Source organism: Undibacterium sp. FW305-107 (assembly GCF_058788535.1).
Window position 1 is genome coordinate 524,935 of sequence record NZ_JBYTAV010000004.1, and the last position, 20,678, is coordinate 545,612.

Below are 20,678 nucleotides of genomic sequence, written 5' to 3' on the forward strand. Positions count from 1 at the left end.
GAATATTATTGACAAGAAGTTTGACAGGTAGTTTTGCACACGCATGTGTTCACCACGGAAAATGCATCATGAAAAAACTCAGTACCGAATTCAGACTGCTTGCAGGGCTTATGTTCGGGCTGGCCTTACTTTTATCGGCTGGTTGGCAATTGTACCGATCACTGCAAGACTATCGTGAAAACTCCTTATGGGTCAGTCATACCTATCAGGTGCTGGACCAGTTAAATGAAGTCAAGTCAGGCGTATTGGAACTGGAGAGCATACAGCGCCTGTTTTTTATTACCGGTGACGATGTATTCACCAGCCAGCGTGACAGCAAAGCTATACAAATACATCAGTCATCAAAAAAGATTTCAGAGTTGACTGCGGATAATCCACGCCAGCAACTCCTGTATAAAAATCTGGCGCAAAAACTGGAAGAAAGGCTGAATGCCCTCGACAAAACGCTGCAGGTGTATCAGGCAGAAGGCTATCCTGCAGTACGCAAACATCTGATCAGCGGTACGCCACGTATTATCATGGAAGCCTTGCTGGTACAGATCAACAGCATGGAAGAAGAAGAACGTGTCTTGCTGCAGCAACGCAAGATTCAGGTCGAAAGCAATTTTGTCCAGGCACGGAATATAGGCATACTGGTTTTATTCATCACACTGGCTGGTGGCGCCTGGTTGTGGTGGCAATTCAAACGCGACGTCGATCAGCGTGTCAAGGCAGAAACCGCCGTGCGCGACAGCGAATCCCTGCTCAAACAGGTACTGGATATCCTGCCCATCGGTGTCTTCATTTGTGACCGCAACGGTGTGCTGAACCAGATCAACCCTGGCGGCAAGGCGATCTGGGGCGGTGTACGCCATATAGGCCCGGACCAGTATGGCGAATATGCGGGCTGGTGGCCAGATAGTGGCAAGCGCATAGCGGCAGACGAATGGGCGCTGGCACGCACCCTGAAGTCCGGTGAAACCATACTCAATGAACTGGCAGATATACGCTGCTTTGATGGCAGCCGCAAAACCATCTCAAATAGCACAGCCCCCTTGCGTGACGATACCGGCCACATGATTGGCGGCTTGTCAGTGAATGTGGACGTTACCGAATTCACCCTGACTGAGCGCAAACTGCGCACTGCCGCACATTATGACGATACCCAGGTCAAGGCGCAAAACCTGTTTGCCTCCAGCTTTGAACGGCATAAAATTTTCGACGGCCTGTTAAACCTGCTGGCCGAACGACATGGTTACCTGATGTCAGCGCTGTATAGCTATGATGAATGGTATGCACGTTTCCGTTGCGAAGCCAGCTATGGACTAGGTCATGATATCCCGCGTGAATTTGAACTGGGTGAAGGCATGCTGGGTCAGGCTGCCCTCACCGGCAAAAGCAATTCACTCGATGCCAGCCGCCTGACCCTGCAAACCGGCCTGGCAGATTTCAACCCCAAGCATGTGCTGATGATACCCGTGTTGTACCAGGAACATCGCCTGGCCATTATGGTGCTGGCAACGACCAATAATGTGATTACCGGCGAACAGGCTTTTCTGGAAAGACTGGCCGGTCAACTGGGCGTTGCCCTGCACAATCTGCGCCAGTACAGTGATCTCAAACTGCTGGCAGATCAATTGCGCAGCAGCAGTGAAGAAATCGCTGCCAAGAATCAGCAACTGGAGCAAGCCAGCCGCATGAAGTCTGAATTTCTGGCGAACATGTCGCATGAATTGCGTACTCCACTAAATGCCATCGTCGGTTTTTCCGAGATACTCAAGGATGGTCTGATGGGCAGTTTGTCTACCCAGCAAAAAGATGCATCGGTAGATATTTTCAATAGCGGCAAGCATTTGCTGGCACTGATCAATGACATCCTTGACTTGTCCAAGATAGAAGCTGGCAAGATGCAGATCAATCTGGAGTCCACCGATATCAGCGCACTGGTGCAATCCAGCATACAGGTAGTGCGCGAGCAAGCCAGCTTGCAGGGCTTGCAAGTCTCGGCCAAGATCCAGGAAAACCTGGGCGATATCTGGCTTGATGAAGTCAAGGTCAAGCAAATCATTTATAACCTTTTATCGAATGCCGTCAAATTTACCCCCGAGGGTGGCCGCGTGCATATCTCGGCACGCCGGGTGGACGGCTATCAGGTAACAGGCGGGCGCTTCGAGCATTATCTGGAAATCATGGTCAGTGACAGCGGTATAGGTATACCGGCGGATGCCCAGCCCGAGTTGTTCAAGCCCTTTACCCAGATAGACAATAGTTTGTCACGCAAGCATCAGGGTACGGGTCTGGGTCTGGCCATGGTTAAACGCATGGCCGAGCTACATGAAGGCAGCGTCAGCATGAGCAGTATCACTGACAAGGGTTCCACGTTTACCGTCTTGCTGCCTTGGCGTACTGCCAATCTGCCCTTGAAAATCAAAGGGCAGGCTACCAGCCACGCAAGTACCACTACCCATGCCAACTCTCACACTCACGCGCAGACTCACGTCTCAGTTACAACCACGGCCACGACCACAAACAACAGCAATCACCATGCCAATGGGGAGTTGCTGGCCCTGATCATAGAAGATGATGATCAGGCAGCCGAAGTCTTGCGGGTGCAGCTGGAAAGCGAGGGCTTTCGCATAGTGCGCGCCAACACGGCAGAAGCTGCGCTGACCATGGCAGAGCAGGAACACCCTGATCTTATTACCCTGGATATTTTATTGCCCGGCATGGATGGCTGGGAATTTCTCGAGCATTTCAAACAACACCCCCTATTTGCATCCACCCCGGTGGTCATCATCTCTATCGTGGCTGACCGCGGCCGTGGCCTGTCTTTGGGCGCGGCCCATGTCATGCAAAAACCGATAGCGCGGGAAAACCTGACCACTGCCCTGAGTGTACTGGGCTTTTGCAATGACCCGACGGCGGTGCAAAAAACTGCGCTGATCATCGATGACGACCCCAAGGCCGTGAAACTGGTAACTACCCAGCTCGATTCCTTCGGTTATAAAACCCTGGCTGCCCTGGGTGGACAGGAAGGCATCAACATGGCGCATCAACACAAGCCCGACCTCATCGTGCTGGACTTGATGATGCCTGAAATTAATGGCTTTGATGTGGTGGAAGCCCTGAAAAGTGATACAGTCACAGCAAGTATTCCGATTATTGTCCTGACCGCCAAGCAAGTTACCGCCGACGACAGGATACGTCTGAGTGGTGATGTCAAAAAAGTCATGGAAAAATCTGATTTCAATCACGGCCGCTTCATCGGTGAAGTGAGACGTGCCATGGCAGGCAGGGGTAAGTAAGATGGCGCGTGTACTGATCATTGAAGATAACCCGGTCAATATGAAACTGGCTGCATTCTTGTTACAGAATGCCGGCTACGAAGTGCTGCAAGCGGTAGATGCGGAGATCGGCTTGCAGGTTGCCAGAATAGAACTGCCCGACCTGATACTGATGGACATGCAGTTGCCAGGCATAGATGGCATGACCGCTACCCGCCAGCTAAAAAGTGCCGCTGCGACTGCCCATATCAAGATAGTCGCCCTGACTGCCTTTGCCATGAGTGGCGATGAAGACCGCTTCCGCGCCGCTGGCTGTGATGCCTATATGGCAAAACCAATACGCTACCAGGCATTTTTGTCTCTGGTTGATTCCATACTCAAGGCTTGAAATCACGTTCACAGGCCGGGGCAAGCAGAGTAAACTGGCGGCATCAGAAAAAAGGTGCTCCATGAAATTTGAACATTTAGTTGAAATCAATGACCTCGGCAATCCCGCTGTCGAGGTCATCAGCCGCGAACAATTATGGCGTGGTCTGGTATTGCGGGCAGAAATGCCGAAGCTGTTTGTCTCTTACCTTGATGATGCCAGCATCATGGACCACAATGAAGTCAGCATGACGCGCACCCTGAAATATGGCACGCTGGAAATCACCGACCGCGTCAGCCTCGTCCATCTTGAGCATGTGCATTATGATGTGGCGGCCCAGAAAGACATTCCCCAATCCTCATTACGCATGAGCATAGAAGAGCCGCAACCACAGGCGCTGTTTGTCCGTTTTGCCTATGACAGCGGCAACGCTGAGCCAGAAGATGCCGAAGCTAAAATGTATAACGAATACCGCAAATCAGCTTATCAGGAAGCCGATGTGGAAACCGTGCGGATTATTCGCGAACTGGCAGAAAGCGGGCGGCTGGATGCCCTGCCTTCCTGACCTATATTGAAAACAGTATATGAATTGCTGAGCCGCTGGCATTTCGGGGATAATGCGGCTCTGTAATCTCCATTCTTTCTTTACTCTATTCCAAGGTACCCATGACCAAGCGCACCACTCCTGCAACCAAGAAGCCTGTCCTGGCTGCTATGGACTTACCTGCTCCGGTACAAACCACACGCTTGAAACGCAAGCAATTTGCCAGCACCGGTGACGTGCACATCCAGGGTGATGCCGTGATTGCCACCCAGTTCATCGTCGGTGGTGATTGCCTGATTGACGGTGATTTAGAGGCTGAAGAAGTGTTTTGCCTGGGCAAGCTGACGGTCACTGGTGATATCCGCGTGCAATCCCTGTATGTAGGTCATGCCCTCGATGCTGGTGGCAATATCGATGTGGAATACCTCATCAAAACCGGTTGCAGTGCCGACTGGATGGCGCGCATGCTGGAACTGGACCAGCGCAAACCGGCTGCCGATGGCAGCAGCTATATGGATATCCTGGTGCATCCTGCCATCCTGGCACGCTATGACCATCATGATGCTTTTGGTGGCTTCGGCGATATCCAGGCATTGGGTTATGTCGCCTGTGCCGACCTTGATTGCCATGGCAATGTGCAGTTGGATGATGTGCTGGAAGTTGGCGAGATCCAGTTTGTTGGCGGCCATTTGTCGGCAGCAGCCATCCATGTTGCGGGCGATTGCAATTGCCAGGGCGAGTTGTTTAGTGAAACGGATATCCAGGTCGAAGGTGCCTTGTTTGCTGCCAACCTGATTTGCCAGGGCAACCTTGATGTGGCCAGCATCCACAGTCAGGGCGACATCAGTTGCTGGGGTTATCTGCGCGCCACCGGCGAAATCAGCAGCCTGCGTGGTGAAATCCACAGTGGCCGCTGGATTGCTACCAAGGGCAGCATCTATGCCGCCAAATACATCAAGTCTGGCGAATCCCTTGTCGCTGAAAAAGGTATCAGTTGCGGCGCTGATTACGGCATCCTGGCTGCCACCAGCCTGCCACGCTCACGCTGGGCCACGCATGGCCTTGTGTCTGCCGTCAGTAAACCACGCCTGCTCTTGTCTGGCCAGTTTGTCGAAGGCAAGAAGCTCAAGCATATCGATGCGTTGGAAAAAAAGCGTGAAACCGAACTCGACTGGGAAGTGCCGCGCCGTTTGAAGCGTGAATTGCTGCCAGCATAAATTGCGTATTGCTGTAATGATTACTGAAATGCAGAGCTGTAGCTTCATAAGCTACGGCTCTGCATTTTTATAAACCTGCTGCATTCTCACTGACCAGCATGCGCCTCAAAAGATAGACACCCAGGCTGGCAGAAATCAAAGCCGCCACACACAGAGTCGCTGAAGGTTGCCAGGTGGTGCTGATGCCCCTGAGCGTCGCCCACCTGTATGCATAAATGGCAACGCCATTCGAACTCGCATGCAAAAAAATGCCGGGCCACAGGGAGCGGGTTTTCTCATATAGCCATGCGCAGATCACACCTAATACCGAGGCGCAAAGAAACTGATAGATATTCATATGGGCCAGGCCAAAAAGGCTGGCAGAACCAAGAATTGCCAGCCTGCGTGAATATTGTTGCAAGAAACTGCGCAAGACCACACCACGAAACAACATCTCTTCCAGCACAGGGGCTACCAGGCAAGCGACGATGACGGAGTGCACTCCGTTTGACATCATCTCTTCGAATACTTTTTGCTGGTTCTCTGATACAGGTTGCCACTCTTCCAGCAAACCACCGAGAAAATTCAGTGATAATTCCAGGCCAGGGACCAAAAGAAATATCGGCACCAATAGTAACAACAGACGGGCAAACGAAGTACCTGCAGAGGAATGGAAGAGTTCGCTATAACTTAAACCCTTGTATTGCAACACAGCTGTGAACAGGATGCCATAGGCCAACACCATGATGACACCATCTACCTCATCCATGCCTATGCCTGTCCACGACATGCTGTCATGTACCAGCATGTTCAGCAGCATTTCTATACCGAGCAAAAAAACAATCAGAAAGAAAGCTTCCAGGCCAGATGGGAAACGCTCAAGTTTTTGATTCATTACAGTCGTCGCTCAATTCTGACCCGCTCTAGAAGAGCGACAAGTCCAGGTCGTGCGAAAATTCACCATCGACTTCCTTGATGATGGCTTGCCCTGCAATGGTCTGCTGCCCATTAAAGCTCAGCGTCGGGCCACCATACAGGACCCAGCCCTGATTCAGTGCAGCAGAGACACGCATGCAAAATGTCTTGTCGTCAGGGCCGGTCAGATAACGATAGAGTTTCATGATGCGTGCAGTCCAAACGGTAGGATCAAAGAAGTTGGCACATTATATTCGATGATGCCGGCCAGACTGGCCTGCGTAAAAAAGCAGCGTGACTTATTTATGTATTTCTTTTGTGCATTGCTTTTGCGTATTACTTTTCTTTAAATTATTTTTTCAATACGGCAATATTAATCTTCAGGTTACAATTACTCACAATTAGCTTTCCTCTCCCTCCTTGATCACACTGCTTTACTTCACTGAAATTTGTTGAATTTGTGCAAACATTACAAAAATTTTTACAGCGATGGCAACAGCGAGGAATCTATACCCGTTTATTTGTACCTATTTTTGTATTGATTATTGCTGTCAGTGGTCTGCGCTACTACCTGATGATCAACGGCGAAGTCGCCGATGCCAGACAAAGGATGACGGCAGAGCTAAGGCATAGCGCCCATTATCTGATCCCCACACTCAGCGGCTTGTCTGAACGCAGCGATAACCAGGCCATACGGCAGCTGTTGATACAGGAAGTACAGTCCAGCCCGGTACTCTGGCGCATCACCTGGCAATATAAAAAAGAACAGATTCAAGGCCAGGATCAAACATCACCCGCAGCAAGTTCACCAGCATGGTTTAACCGTCTCATAGCACTGCAGGCAGAAAGCACGGCCAGCCAGGTCAGACTGGCAAATGGCGATATCGGTGTGCTACGTCTGGAAACATCCATCGCGGCTGAAAACACCCATATCTGGGAAAAGGTCATGAGCCAGGCCAAAATCTCGCTGACCATCATTTTCACTATTTATTTTTTGCTGGCTCTGATCCTGCGCGCCAACGTCAAGACCTTGCGCAGACTGGCAGATGCCACGGATAAATTCAAGAAGGGCCAGCATTCCATACGCATGTCGGTCACCGGCACTGCAGAAGCGCGTGCCCTGGCAACAACCTTCAATAGCATGGCTAATGAAGTACAGACCCTGCTGATGACCCTGCAACGCAGCCAGCGTGCCAATAGCGAGCAATTGCACTTCACCTGGCAATTGCTGCATGCCTTGCCCATCCCGATTTTTTTCCAGGACCAGTACGGCATCTGTCAACGTATCAACCGCGCATGGGAAGAACTGTTTTCCCTCAATGCCGGTGATGTAGTCGGCAGGCCCATGCCCATGCTGGCACTGGACAATGACCCCAGGCCATCGATAGAAAATGAACATGGCAAGCTGGTCAGGGAAATACAGATACAGGCTGCCGGGCAAATTCTGGATGTGATCTACTATCAGGCCAGTTTCACAAATGTTGATGGCGAAGCCATAGGCAGCATAGGTGCACTTATCGACATCAGTGAACGCAACCAGGCGCAGGCAACACTGGCAGCAGAAAATGAAAGAGTGGAAACCACTCTGGCATCTATCGGTGATGCGGTCATCAGTACTGATGTTGCAGGACGCATACTGATGCTGAACAAGGCAGCGCAGCAAATTTGCGGCTGGAACAGAAAAGAAGCACAGACGCTGAAACTGGCTGACGTTTTTTCTCTGAGTGATGCCTTGCAGCGCGATCAACTGGAAGATTTTTTGCAGAAAATTTTTCAGAGCGCAGATATCTTGCAAGCGAATAATCAGCTATTGACTGCACGCAGTGGTCAGCAATTTGAAGTCGATTATACGGCAGCCCCCATCCGGCAAAAAGATGGCACGGTCATGGGCTGTGTGCTGGTATTCCGTGATGTCAGTGAAAAACATCAACTGATGCAGCAACTCAGCTGGCAGGCGGGGCACGATATCCTGACCGGCCTGGAAAATCGCGCCGCTCTGGCAGAGCGTTTCAGCACAGCGATACAAACTGCCCACGACCAGGAAACCTGGCTGGCAGTTTGCCTGCTGGATCTCGATCATTTCCAGGCCATCAATGAAAGTCATGGTCAGGAATTTGCCAACAAATTATTGCAGCAAGTCGCGCGCCGCCTGGAAGACAATGCAGGCAGCGAACATCACGTGGCGCGCCTGGGTGGTGATGAGTTTGTCGTACTGCTGCAAAACCAGCGTGACATCGCCGGCGTTGAATTGAACCTGGCACTGTTGCTGGCTGTACTCGCGCAACCGTATGAAATAGAGCAGCAAAGCATCAGCCTGTCGGCCAGCATAGGCGTGGCAATTTATCCGCGTGATGATGTGAATGCCGATACCCTGCTGCGTTGCGCCGACCAGGCCATGTACCAGGCCAAGCTGAATGGCCGCAATCAATTTCATTTATTCGACGCTGAGCAAGACCAGCAATTGCGCACGCACCACAATCAGCGCGCCCGCGTACGCCAGGCCTTGCAACAGGGCGAGATGCGTCTGTACTTTCAGCCCAAGGTGAATATGCGCCAGGGCCGTATCGTCGGCATGGAAGCGCTGCTGCGCTGGCAACATCCTGAGCAGGGGATAGTGGGCCCGCTGAATTTTTTGCCGCTCATAGAGCATACAGATCTGATCATCGATGTCGGTGATTTTGTCTTGCAACAGGCCATGGAGCAATTGCGCATATGGACACATCTGCATGTGGACTGGGTGATCAGCGTGAATATCGCGGCCCGCCATTTCCAGTGCAAGGATTTTGTCGAGCGCCTGCGTGCGGTGCTGGCCGCCTACCCAGATGTTGCCCCTGAGCGCCTGGAAATAGAAATACTCGAATCTGCCGCCATCAAGGATATACAACATGTGCGCGAAGTCATGCTGGCTTGTCAGCAAATCGGCGTCAGCTTTGCGCTTGATGATTTTGGTACCGGTTATTCTTCATTGTCTTACCTGAAACGCCTGCCCGCCGATACCCTGAAAATTGACCAGAGCTTTGTCCGTGATATGCTGGAAGACAAGGACGACCTGGCCGTCATCAGCGCCGTCATCGGCCTGGCACGCGCCTTCAACCGTGGCGTGATTGCAGAAGGCGTGGAGAGCGCTGAACATGGCGTGGCCCTGATGCGCCTGGGTTGCGAACTGGCACAAGGTTACGGCGTCGCCCGTCCCATGCCAGCCGGACAGGTTGAAGCTTGGGCTGACAACTATGTCGCCCCTCTGATCTGGGGAGCAGGTAAAGGCCTGGAGTGGGAAGGTGCATGAACATAAAGCGTGTAAATGAACAAGATCATGGAGACATTATGCAAACAATCAGCGGTCAATGCAGTTGCGGAAAAATAAGCTATCACTATCCTGCCCCCGCATTGCAGATCGTGGCCTGCCATTGTGGCTTGTGCCGCCGTATGACGGGAGCAGCATTGTCTTCCTATGTCGTCGTAAAAGCTGTTGACCTGGTATTCACCCAAGGACAGGAATTACTGAAAAGCTATACCGTCACATCACGTACCCAGCGTCACTTTTGTACTGACTGCGGCACTCCCCTGTATAACTCCAATCGGGAAACTTATGCAGGCTTGAGCATGCTGTATCTGGGTACAGTCAATCAACATGAAAGTCTGTCACCGCGCATGGATATTTATTGTGAGAACAAACTGTCCTGGTTAAGCACAGCGGACAGTAGCAGACATTTTGAGCAAACACCACGAAAACCCTGAGGTAAAAAAAGCGCGTCCCATTTTCAGGAACGCGCTTTGACATCAATCCAACAGCTTATTTCGCCGGATATCTGATCGTCATTTCTTTCAGCAAATTATCGGCATGGTCAACCTCTTTCATGACCCATAACATGTAACGTATATCGACATGGATAGCACGGGTGATCGCAGTATCGAAGTACCAATCCTTGGTAATCGATTCATAGGTTGAATCAAAATTCAAACCCACCAGTTCACCATTTTTATTCAAGACGGCGGAGCCAGAATTGCCACCCGTCGTATCAGCACTGGACAGGAAATTGACAGGTACAGTCTGCAGGACATTGTCCTTGAATGCGCCATAGTGTTTTTCCTTGACTGCAGCGAGTAAATTTTCCTGCATATTGAAAGGCGCTTTGCCCGTGTGTTTTTCTACTATGCCTTCGACTGTCGTGAACGGGCCTTTGATGACGCCATCACGCGGCGAGTAAGGTGCTACCGTGCCATAGGTCACGCGCAGGGTGGAGTTGGCATCTGGATAAACTGGCTTGCCCTGGGATTTTTTCCATTCTATGACGGCTTGCATGTATTGCGGGATTACCCGTTCCAGATTGCCATCCAGCTCTTTGCGGCGGTCTTCGAGTGACATGGCAGTATCATGCAGCTTCACGGCCAGGCGCACGAAAGCATCGTCGGATTGCTCAAAGGCCTTGCGGTCCTTGCCCATCCAGGCCAGACGCTTGGAGGTTTCACCCATGCTGCTTTGCTGATATATGCTGGCGACACTTTCAGGTGTCGGTAACAATACATCCAACCCCTGTGGATGGGATTTGGCGGGCAATTTATTATATCTTTGCAGCGCTGCGGTGAACCTGGCCTGATCGACATTTTGCAGATAGGATTGTTCCAGACGGCTGAGCTTGCCGGCAATGATATTCATGTCGCGTAGCTGGTAGCCGGGCTGGCGCTCTGCATCCGGTTTTGTGCTTTCCACCGCAAGGCGGTAGAGCGTGCGTGCGCTCTTCAGCATTTCACTGGTGCTGGCGACCGACCAGGCAAATTCTTCTTCTGACATCGCCATGTCGGCAGCAATGACAGCATCAAGTTCTTTCAGCAAATTCTTGTCGCTGCCATGTTGCGCATACCAGCGACGGAATTCTGCATCTTGCCCGTCCTTGATGGCTGCAATGTCCTTGCGGGCAAAACCTTCGAGCAAACCTTCCGTCTTTTTCAAACCATTATTGAGACCTTTGGCCACACTGGCATAACGTACACCGGCGCCGGCATTGCCGGACGTTGCAGCAGCAATGACGGCCAGGTCGGCTTGGGATTCTGCCACTTTGGCAGGGTAACTGACATCACGGGCATAGCGTATTTCTGCCGGCAATTTGTAGCGGCTGGTGCGGCCAGGGTAACCTGCCAACAAGATAGGGTCACCATTTTTCAGACCCTGGGCAGATACGACGAGGAAGTCTTTTGACTGATACGGCACATTGTCGGCAGACAGGTCGGCAGGGCGGCCATCCCTGCCTACATAGGCGCGTAGGAAGGCGTAGTCACCGGTATGACGCGGCCATTCAAAGTTATCGACCTCGCCACCAAAATTACCTATCTTGTCTGAGGGTGCATAGACCAGGCGCACATCGCGTATCATGATCTGGCGTATGCGGTAATACTCCAGGCCGCGATGGAAACTGGGGACGGAACAACGATATGCCTTGTCTTGTTCACATTCAGCAATCAGGGCCTTGATGCGGTTTTCTACATGCTCAGCCCTGGTGCGGCCCGACATGGCAGCAGTCAGCCCCTTGTTAATCTGATCTGTCACATTCTCGACCTTGTCGGTGATGTACATGCGTGCGTCCGGGCCCGCCGGTAATTCATCTGCCAGGGTTTTCGCCAAAAATCCATTCGCAATATAGTTTTTTTCCGCCGTTGAATTTCTTTGTACGGCACCGTAAGCACAATGATGGTTAGTTACCGCCAGGCCAGTATTCGACACAAAAGAAGCCGAGCAACCACCCAGGGACACCATCGCTGACATGGGGTGCTTTTGCAAATCCGCCAATTTTTCTGCTGGTACGTTGATGCCTATGCGTTTTAATTCAGACTTCAGTTGTGGCAATTGATAGGGTTGCCACTGACCTTCATCAGCATAAGCAGTTGAAAAAATACCGGCCAGGGCCAACGGAAAAGCGATGGTTTTAAACAAAATACACTCCAAAATGAGTTCTTACGGTACAGATCTTACCTCTCGCTGCAGTATAGCCGCGAGCGCTACCGGGTTAGGGCAGCGGCCAGGGATTTTCTGAAATTTTCTTGAAAATCATGCAGATTTATTGGTTATTTATCATGAAATCAGCACAATTAGACGTAGTTACAGACAAATCCCTGAGTAATTAGTTCCAGTTTTTCCGGATTTGAATATGCGAACCTGTTTTCATTATTCCATTTATTGGAATAACCAATTCAGCATAAAGACTATTCTTGTAAATCAAAGAAGAGTTCAAACTGATACCTGTGCAATAAGTTTGCATCGAACCACAATCAGGAGAACATCATGTCACGCGCATTTGCCGATATCACTTTTACCCCGAGCGTAAAAACCGCACAAAGCCTGTATGGCAGCCGTGAAGCCAATCGTGGTTTTGAAATGGTAGAAGAAAAACGTGATTCCCTGCTGGACAGGGATGCCGGGTTCATTGCTGCCCGTGACAGTTTTTATCAGGCGACGATATCGGAAAATGGCTGGCCCTATGTACAGCACCGTGGCGGGCCAATTGGTTTTCTCAAAGTTATCGATGCAAAAACCATCGCTTATGCCGACTTTTATGGCAACGCCCAATACCTGAGTGTGGGTAATCTGCTGGCGAATGACAAGGTATCCCTGATCATCATGGATTATGCGAACCGCCGTCGTTTAAAACTATGGGGGCATGCCAAAATCGTTCATGAAGTAGATGATCCCCATCTCTTGGCCAGTCTGGAAATGCCCGGTTACCCCGCCCGCGTTGAACGCGCTATCGTGATCACGATAGCCGCAGTGGAATGGAATTGTCCGCAGCACATCACACGCCGGTTTACCGAAAAGGAAATCGAAGAAATGCTGGCAAATGCACGCGGGACCAGGCCGCGTGCATAGCAAAAATTTTATGCCTGCAAGGGCAAAAATACATCGGTCACCATCAAGTGTTCAGGTACGTCCGGGAAGAAACTGATACGTTGAAAGAACAAAGGAAAATCGCGCAAATTGCGCTCGCTTTGTGGCAGCCAGTTGTTATACAAAAACCGCACGACACTACCCAGTTGTGCGTCTGTGCCGGTATGTCTTAACACTGCGCATTCCCCGCCAGGGATAATTTTGTTGACGATGCCATGCTTATTCTCTGCCACTGGCGCAACTACGGCGGCAGCAAGACCGAAGCGATAGTCCTCAGCCGGCGTTTGCTCAGGATCATCATAGATGAGATTAAAAGTCGCGCTGACGCTGGGCGGTAATTTGTTGAGCTTGCGCCAGGCGATGAATTGCTGGATGCTGTTTGGCAGCAAAGCGGGTGCACCGCGATGCTCCAGCACGGCGATACGGGTTTCCGGGAAGCTGACGATGCGTACATCGCTGTTTTGGTAAGTAATAGGCATATGCTGTTCTCTCAATTGGTCTATGGTCAGATTGCTGTCCTGCCAGTTGTCCCACTGAGGCTGCTTTCTGAATTGTGCCGGACTGAGACCCAGGCTTTTTTTAAAAGCGCGGGAAAAAGCCTCACTGCTTTCATAGCCATTATCCAGTGCGATATTAATCACCTGTTTATGGCTGCGAAATGCCAGTTCATACATGGCTTTTTTAAGTCTCAGCAATTGAACATAGCGAAATGCCGCCAAGCCAAAGTATTCAGAAAACTGCCGGTGAAAATGAAATTTTGAGAAAGCCGCGATTTCACTTAAACGCTCAACCGATAAATCCTCATCCAGGTGGACATCGATGTACTGCAAGACGCGCAGCATTCTGGCGTAGTAGTTGATATGGCGCTCACTCAATGATTTCTCCCTGACAGGCTGCAGAATAGCCAGCGCCCGGATTTACCGCATGATAGTTCTTGCTCTGTTTTGCCTGGTTTGACTTACATTATTTACTCAGCCCGGTGTCGCATGCGCTCCAGCAAAGCCTGCTCACACAATTTGAAGACCATATAGGCTGCCATGGCAGCGCAGGCTGACAATATGAGTTCAAGCAACTGCTGCAGGCCGCCTTCTATCAGGCCTATCCAGCCATTGTCGAGCAGGTATTCAGCATTCGCACTGAACAGGTGGACGATATCAAAAGACAGTTTGCCGAATACGACAAAACTCAAGGTCAGTAACAGAAAACAGGCAAGACTATGCTGGCATAGCCAGATATAGAATTTTCGTTGTCTTGCCATTTTCCATCCTTTCAAGAATTCTGTTTTTTTCGTGCATAGTCCTGCAAATAAGCTCAGGTTTTCTCGACGATATTTTTCAGGTTATGCAAGCCTTCATCAAACTTGCCACCAACCATTTTATCCATGCTGAAAAACAGGCTCATGAGCTTGGACATGAAATTACTGGGGCCAAACATGGCATGGCTGACGACTGTGCTGCCATCCTTTTCTTCCAGGCGGAATTCTATGGTGTTTTGTGCCGCAAAGGGTTTGTAAAAATTGATTTGCAGACGCAGGTAATTGAAAGGCTGGGTATCAAGGATTTCCATCTTGCCCTCGCCAAGTTGCTTGTTACCCTTCCAAGCATATACCGCTCCCTTGCCTGACTCAGCACCGCTATAAGTACGCTGGACAGCAGGATCGACCTTTTCCCAGGGCGACCAGGCTTCCCATTCATGAAAGTCATTGATCAAGGGGAAAATCTGTTCAGGGCTGGCACGCATGGTCAGCGCACGTTCTACCCTGAAATTGTCAGGTCTGGCGGCGACAAACAAAACAAAGGCAATCAGCAAAAGGATGGCTATGGCTGCTAATATCATGATACGACTCCTGAATTGTCAATGTTGGTCGATGATTGCTGTTTTTTAATGATGAATGGATGGCAAGTTGTGTGTCATGTCAGCCATCCTACAGTGACTATTTTCTGAATTGTACAGGGCTCACGCTCTTATTGAAGATGCGGAAAAACACCCCGCTGCTGTCATAGCCAATATCAAGTGTAATGCTGATCACCTGTTGAAAAATCTATGCGGGCAAAACCAGGCATACTATTTTTTGTTTAGCGATGCCCTCGCCCACTATCCAGCATTGCGCATTGCTAATACCTCATAAAAATTCACATTTTATGATATTGGCCTTATTTCACTTTACAATACTGGCAATCCAATTGCATTTTTTAAAAATACTTTTTAATTTTCACCATGCCAACACCTTCCAGCACTTCCCCAGTAATCAGCGTGCCACTTACCGGAATCACCGGACTTGATGCCCTGTTGACCGGCGTAAAATGGGGCACTTCATTACATAGCGGTGTAACGCTGACATATAGCTTTCCCTGGACCTATGGCAGCTCGACTTTTGTCGGGCGCAATAATTCGGGCACCTATTCCAGCACCAATGAACCTGACGCGACTTATCATTTTGCCTTGAATTCAGCCCAGCAGCAGGCCACAAGGACAGCCATGCAAGCCTGGTCCAACGTTGCGAACGTACAATTTGCGGAAGTACCGGATACCGCCACCAGCGCTGGCGACATACGTGTAGGCTGGACTTCAGCAAGCGACAGCACCAGTGCCGGTAGTAAAGCCTGGGGCTGGGCTTATGATCCATCTGGCAATTATCCACGTGGTGGCGATATCTGGATATCCAGTGACAGTTCGGCAGCCAAGGATACCGACTGGTCCGTGGGTTCTTATAATTATCAGGGAATCATGCATGAGATAGGACACAGTCTGGGTTTGAAACACCCGTTTGAAGACGGTGTAACCTTGCCAAGTGAAGTTGACACACGCAAATACACCATCATGTCCTATACCGACATCAGCAATGATGTGTTCCGCACTATTACTTACGGTGCCAACGGTAAGCCTGATTTCCATTATATCGACGTCGTGCCCGAGACTCCCATGGTTCTCGACATCGCCGCCATGCAGTTCTTGTATGGTGTCAACATGTCCTATAAAACCGGGAATGATGTTTACACCTTTGATCCGAACAAGCCTTTCCTGAAAACCATCTGGGATGCAGGTGGCAATGATACGATTTCCGTTGTCAATTTCACCCTGGGCTGCAAGGTTGATCTGATTGATGGGCATTATTCTGATATCAGGATGTTGTCTGAACCAAATCCTCCGGGTTATACAGGTGGGTTTGTGCCGAATTACAATGGTGTAGGAAATCTAGGTATCGCCATAGGTGCCTACATAGAAAATGCCGTGGGCGGTGCAGGCGACGATACTCTGATAGGAAACGCACTCAGTAATGTCCTGACCGGTAACAGTGGCAACGACAGCATTGATGGCGGTGCGGGAATGGACATGGCCATGTACGGCGGTGTGCACACTAATTACACTGTCACCAGCAGCAGCGGTACCACCCTCGTCAAAGCCAGGTCCGGCACCGAAGGGACAGACAACCTGATCAATGTAGAGCGCCTGCATTTCACCGACGAAAACATCGCTCTCGATATCAACGGCATAGCCGGGCAAGCTTACCGCCTGTACCAGGCCGCCTTTGACCGCAAACCCGACTTGAAGGGGCTGGGCTACTGGATCAATGACATGGACCATGGTTCCAGCCTGACGACTGTGGCGGCGGGCTTCATGCTGTCGGCTGAATTCCAGAAACTGTATGGCACCAAGCCCACGAATACCGTGCTTGTCACCAATTTTTATCAGAATGTCTTGCACCGCGCACCCGACCAGGCCGGTTTCAATTACTGGCTGGATCAGCTTAATACCAATAAAATTACTGCCGCCGGTGCGCTTGCCAGCTTTTGTGAGAGTGCCGAAAACCAGGCTCTGGTCATAGGTTCTATACAAAATGGCATTGAATACCTGGTCTGGCCTGCATAAACACACAGTAATAGCCACTTTCAGTCTTTCATACCTCAAAGCCCGCCACGCTGGCGACAGCTTACCCTACAATGACGACATATCCGCCGGGCTGCTCTTGAAAGAGCGGCCTGCTGTCGTCGTCTTCATACAGAAATACACCCCATGTCAGAATCCACCGCCTTCAATACGCTGCCGCTATCCGCCCCCATGCTCGCCAATCTGGACAGCCTGGGCTACAAGGAAATGACAGCGATACAGGCAGCCAGCCTGCCCGTGATCCTGCAACAGCAAGACCTGATCGCCCAGGCCAAGACCGGTAGCGGCAAGACCGCCGCCTTTGGGCTGGGCATACTGGCCAAGCTCAATCCCACTTATTTTGCCGTGCAGGGCCTGGTGATATGCCCGACGCGTGAACTGGCTGACCAGGTCGCCAATGAATTGCGCCGCCTGGCCAGGACCATGCCGAACGTCAAGATCGTCACCCTGTGCGGTGGCACCGCCATGCGCCCACAGATTGCCTCGCTCGAATATGGCGCGCATATCGTGGTCGGCACACCTGGCCGCCTGATCGACCACATCAGCCGTGGCACGATCAACCTGAAAACCGTGCAAACCCTGGTGCTGGATGAAGCCGACCGCATGGTAGACATGGGCTTTTATGACGATATCTACGATATCGTCGCCGCCACACCAACACGCCGGCAAACCCTGCTGTTCTCGGCCACCTACCCGGACGATATACGCCAGGCCAGCGAGCAACTGCTGCGCGACCCGGTAGAGATCAAGGTTGAATCCCAGCATGCCGCCAATCATATCGAGCAATTGTTTTACCTGGTCACGCCAGAAGGGCGCAATACCGCTGTCGCCACCCTGCTGCATCATTACCAGCCGACTTCCACCATTGCTTTTTGCAACACCAAGATCCATTGTCGCGAACTGACAGAAGAATTGCACGCCCAGGGTATCAGCGCCCTGGCCTTGCATGGCGACCTGGAACAACGCGATCGTGATGAAGTGCTGATACGTTTCGCCAACCAGAGTTGCTCCGTCCTGGTCGCCACCGACGTCGCCGCTCGCGGTCTCGATATACAAACCCTGGGTGCAGTCATCAACGTCGATGTATCCAAAGATACTGAAGTCCACATCCACCGCATAGGCCGCACTGGCCGTGCCGGCGAAAAAGGCCTGGCACTGAGCCTGGCCACCCCGGGTGAAAAGAAGTGGGTAAAACTGATAGAAGAATATCAGGGCGAGCCAGCCAACTGGGGCGACATCCACGCCCTCGAAGCTGGCCCGGAAAGAGACTTGCAAGCCCCGATGATGACCATCTGCATCATGGGCGGTAAAAAAGACAAACTCCGCCCCGGCGATTTACTCGGTGCGCTGACTGCTGACCTCGGTTTGAAAAAAGAACAGGTAGGTAAAATCAATGTCTCGGAATTTGTGACTTATGTCGCCATCGACAGGCAGGTCGCTGAAAAAACTGTGGACAGGCTGAGCCGTACCAATATCAAGGGCAGGCAATTCAGGATGCGGATTATTGATTGATTGCGACGGAGACAAGAAAAGGGAGTAGCTGCCGGGCTACCCCCGGCCAGCATTAGTAAATTACCAAATGCCGGTATTTGAAAATCAGGTACATAAGAAACACAAACCTGAAATTAATTAACTCCACGACGTGCCAGGAGTGCCGCTGGAGCGCCAGCCCGGTGGATTCCTGCCAAAAGCACGCAGAATGACGTTAATGAGATTGTAAGTGGGCTAAGAGATGACTCCCTACGTCTACCTCACCAATAACTTCCCAATATCCACATCCCCCGCCAAGCTCATCCCAAAATACTCGAGCAACAAAGCCCTGTATTCATCCTCCCCATGTATTGTATGCACGTGCCGCCCGATACTATCTGTGACTATGCATTTGTTATTCGACATGCTGACACGCCCCCCTAAAGTCGCGATCGAACAAATCGATTTCTGCGTAAAATGCGATAAAGCTGAAGTCTGCTGGTATTCACACATTTCAAAAAAATCTTCTATCGCATGAGCCTGCAAGCTGAAGCGATATTGCGCATGTCCAGCACCACCATCCTTAGCCTGCATGAGGACATAATGATGCTCGCCATCTGCAAGCAGATAATAATGCAGACCAAGTTCATGCACACCCTCGCCACCTAATTGCAGGGGCGTACGGAAGCAATCACCAAAACCCACATCGGCCAGATAATCCTGTCCATCCACACGCACCAGCAACAGCATGTGATCAAAGTCTGGTCCGTAGTCTTTGCCATTATGCACACGCGCAGACAAGCGGCTGACGGTAAATCCCAGTGTCTCCAGTAACAGGGCAAAAGCCTGGTTCAGCTCATAGCAAAAACCGCCACGGCCCTGCTGCAATAATTTATCCAGCAAGGCATCCGTCGATAAATCCAGTTTCTTGCCCAGGCTGATATCAAGGTTTTCAAATGCAATCTGTTGCAGATGTGCGTGATGCAAAGCTGTCAGCGTCGCCAGGCTGACAGCGCGTGGTCCCTGATATGCCAGTCTGTGCAGATAGGCATTGACTTGCGTTTCATTCAGCATGCAAAGTCTCCGTAAATCTTTCTATGGCCAGCATATGCTCGGCATGGATGAATCCATCTTCACAACTCGCATACAACATGCCCTGATATGCCATACCCAGATAATCGAAAGTAAGCTGGAAGACTTGCTCAAAGCAAGCTGCAGGGGTGGCATCACAACCTGTGCCAAGCAAGGCTGCCTTCTTGCTACGTAATTGCCGTCCCAGGTCTTTTTCGATTTTCAGCAAGTCAGAAATCCTGTCCATGAAGGTTTTCATGATGGCGCTGGGGGCATACCAGTACATGGGGGTCGCCAGTATGATGCGGTCAAAGCTGAGTACCTGCCTCATCAAGCTCATGAAATCATCGCCCTGGTTTTTGAATTCATAATCAAAGGGCGCGATCTGATATTGATTGAGATCGATGACGCTGGCCCGGAGTTTGCTGGCAACGGCAATCGCCAGTTCAGCAGTATTACCTGTGCTTCTGGAACTGCCAACGATGATGACGGTGCGGGTTTCAGACATGGATGTGAAGAGCCAGGGGCAGGGAAGAAAGTCTTTAATATACTCCGCTACGGTAATTCTTGCATTTCTTGCAGATCAGGCCTGCACCGCCATATTGCGCACCATGGCTGTTGCCGTTGCAGTAGCGATCAAGTGACCATCCTGATATAACTCGCCAGCTAGAAAGCAAATGTCCTTGCCGTGTTTGACCACGCGTGCCTTGCCCTGTATCAGGCCAACCTTGGCTGCCCGCAGGTAAGACACATTCAGATTCAGGGTAGGGGCAAATTCCCCTGCGGCTAAAGTCGCTGCCAGCGCCGGGCCCATGCTATCGTCCAGCATGGCTGCCAGAAAACCTCCCTGGATATTGCCAGCCGGATTGGTAAATTCCGGCCTGGCCTGGAACTCGGTTTCTATCGTTCCCGCCGCTGCATCTATCTGCGTGAAACGTATGCCCAGCGTTTTTGCAGCCGCTGGAGTTGGCAGCTCACCTGCCTGTATCTGCCAAAAGAAGTTTTGCTTGTTCATATCGTTACCTGGAGAAAAGATGAACGCAGTATAAACCCGGATTCATGCATTTGCTGATCATGCCTTGACTAC

The 20,678-nt window shown here is 51.0% G+C and carries 18 protein-coding genes; 9 read left to right on the plus strand and 9 right to left on the minus strand.

What is annotated here, in order from left to right; translation table 11 throughout:
- The first annotated feature begins 68 nt into the window (after positions 1-68).
- From AC3WQT_RS11815 to AC3WQT_RS11830, 4 genes are all read left to right on the plus strand, one after another.
- Positions 69-3,284 carry a response regulator gene (locus AC3WQT_RS11815; RefSeq protein WP_492704095.1) on the plus strand — a complete coding sequence of 1,072 codons (3,216 nt, stop codon included), beginning with the start codon at positions 69-71 and terminating at the stop codon, positions 3,282-3,284.
- A 1-nt stretch (position 3,285) separates the two neighbouring features.
- Positions 3,286-3,651, plus strand: a complete 366-nt coding sequence (locus AC3WQT_RS11820) for a response regulator (protein WP_492704096.1) — start codon at positions 3,286-3,288, stop codon at positions 3,649-3,651.
- A gap of 61 nt (positions 3,652-3,712) precedes the next feature.
- Positions 3,713-4,195: an SRPBCC family protein gene (locus AC3WQT_RS11825; RefSeq protein WP_492704097.1), complete on the plus strand. Its 483-nt coding sequence runs from the start codon at positions 3,713-3,715 to the stop codon at positions 4,193-4,195.
- 101 nt (positions 4,196-4,296) lie between these two features.
- On the plus strand, positions 4,297-5,391 hold the full coding sequence (locus AC3WQT_RS11830) for a hypothetical protein (protein ID WP_492704098.1): 1,095 nt from the start codon (positions 4,297-4,299) through the stop codon (positions 5,389-5,391).
- Between the two features lie 67 nt (positions 5,392-5,458).
- Here the strand turns inward: AC3WQT_RS11830 and AC3WQT_RS11835 are convergent, their stop codons facing one another.
- Positions 5,459-6,265: a CPBP family intramembrane glutamic endopeptidase gene (locus AC3WQT_RS11835; protein WP_492704099.1), complete on the minus strand. Its 807-nt coding sequence runs from the start codon at positions 6,263-6,265 to the stop codon at positions 5,459-5,461.
- 28 nt (positions 6,266-6,293) lie between these two features.
- Positions 6,294-6,491, minus strand: coding sequence for a DUF1737 domain-containing protein (locus tag AC3WQT_RS11840; protein WP_492704101.1), 198 nt, complete (start codon positions 6,489-6,491; stop codon positions 6,294-6,296).
- 254 nt (positions 6,492-6,745) lie between these two features.
- On the opposite strand from AC3WQT_RS11840, the gene AC3WQT_RS11845 reads away from it, so the two are divergent.
- Positions 6,746-9,571 carry a bifunctional diguanylate cyclase/phosphodiesterase gene (locus AC3WQT_RS11845; RefSeq protein WP_492704102.1) on the plus strand — a complete coding sequence of 942 codons (2,826 nt, stop codon included), beginning with the start codon at positions 6,746-6,748 and terminating at the stop codon, positions 9,569-9,571.
- Positions 9,572-9,609: 38 nt separating this feature from the next.
- Positions 9,610-10,023: a GFA family protein gene (locus AC3WQT_RS11850; RefSeq protein WP_492704103.1), complete on the plus strand. Its 414-nt coding sequence runs from the start codon at positions 9,610-9,612 to the stop codon at positions 10,021-10,023.
- Between the two features lie 55 nt (positions 10,024-10,078).
- Here the strand turns inward: AC3WQT_RS11850 and AC3WQT_RS11855 are convergent, their stop codons facing one another.
- Positions 10,079-12,214, minus strand: coding sequence for a S46 family peptidase (locus tag AC3WQT_RS11855; RefSeq protein ID WP_492704104.1), 2,136 nt, complete (start codon positions 12,212-12,214; stop codon positions 10,079-10,081).
- 348 nt (positions 12,215-12,562) lie between these two features.
- Between AC3WQT_RS11855 and AC3WQT_RS11860 the strand changes: the two genes are divergently transcribed.
- Positions 12,563-13,144 (plus strand): pyridoxamine 5'-phosphate oxidase family protein, encoded by a 582-nt coding sequence (locus AC3WQT_RS11860; protein WP_492704105.1) that lies wholly within the window; start codon positions 12,563-12,565, stop codon positions 13,142-13,144.
- 8 nt (positions 13,145-13,152) lie between these two features.
- On the opposite strand, the gene AC3WQT_RS11865 is transcribed toward AC3WQT_RS11860, so the two are convergent.
- The 3 genes from AC3WQT_RS11865 to AC3WQT_RS11875 form a co-directional block, all read right to left on the minus strand.
- Positions 13,153-14,037, minus strand: coding sequence for an AraC family transcriptional regulator (locus tag AC3WQT_RS11865; protein WP_492704106.1), 885 nt, complete (start codon positions 14,035-14,037; stop codon positions 13,153-13,155).
- A 92-nt stretch (positions 14,038-14,129) separates the two neighbouring features.
- The gene (locus tag AC3WQT_RS11870; protein WP_492704107.1) at positions 14,130-14,420 is read right to left on the minus strand and encodes a hypothetical protein; all 291 of its coding nucleotides are present in this window, start codon (positions 14,418-14,420) and stop codon (positions 14,130-14,132) included.
- A 53-nt stretch (positions 14,421-14,473) separates the two neighbouring features.
- A complete protein-coding gene (locus tag AC3WQT_RS11875; RefSeq protein ID WP_492704108.1) occupies positions 14,474-14,998 on the minus strand; it encodes an SRPBCC family protein in 525 nt (174 codons plus the stop codon).
- A 417-nt stretch (positions 14,999-15,415) separates the two neighbouring features.
- On the opposite strand from AC3WQT_RS11875, the gene AC3WQT_RS11880 reads away from it, so the two are divergent.
- Together AC3WQT_RS11880 and dbpA are read left to right on the plus strand one after the other, a co-directional pair.
- Complete coding sequence (locus tag AC3WQT_RS11880; protein WP_492704109.1) at positions 15,416-17,032, plus strand: DUF4214 domain-containing protein; 1,617 nt, start codon at positions 15,416-15,418, stop codon at positions 17,030-17,032.
- Positions 17,033-17,176: 144 nt separating this feature from the next.
- On the plus strand, positions 17,177-18,562 hold the full coding sequence (gene dbpA / locus AC3WQT_RS11885) for an ATP-dependent RNA helicase DbpA (protein WP_492704110.1): 1,386 nt from the start codon (positions 17,177-17,179) through the stop codon (positions 18,560-18,562).
- 234 nt (positions 18,563-18,796) lie between these two features.
- On the opposite strand, the gene AC3WQT_RS11890 is transcribed toward dbpA, so the two are convergent.
- From AC3WQT_RS11890 to AC3WQT_RS11900, 3 genes are all read right to left on the minus strand, one after another.
- Entirely contained in the window at positions 18,797-19,594 is a 798-nt protein-coding gene (locus AC3WQT_RS11890) for an arylamine N-acetyltransferase family protein (RefSeq protein WP_492704111.1), read from the minus strand.
- A complete protein-coding gene (locus AC3WQT_RS11895) occupies positions 19,584-20,099 on the minus strand; it encodes a flavodoxin family protein (protein ID WP_492704112.1) in 516 nt (171 codons plus the stop codon). The genes AC3WQT_RS11890 and AC3WQT_RS11895 overlap by 11 nt, the downstream gene beginning before the upstream one ends.
- Before the next feature lie 75 nt (positions 20,100-20,174).
- Positions 20,175-20,606 carry a PaaI family thioesterase gene (locus AC3WQT_RS11900; protein ID WP_492704113.1) on the minus strand — a complete coding sequence of 144 codons (432 nt, stop codon included), beginning with the start codon at positions 20,604-20,606 and terminating at the stop codon, positions 20,175-20,177.
- Positions 20,607-20,678 lie beyond the last annotated feature (72 nt).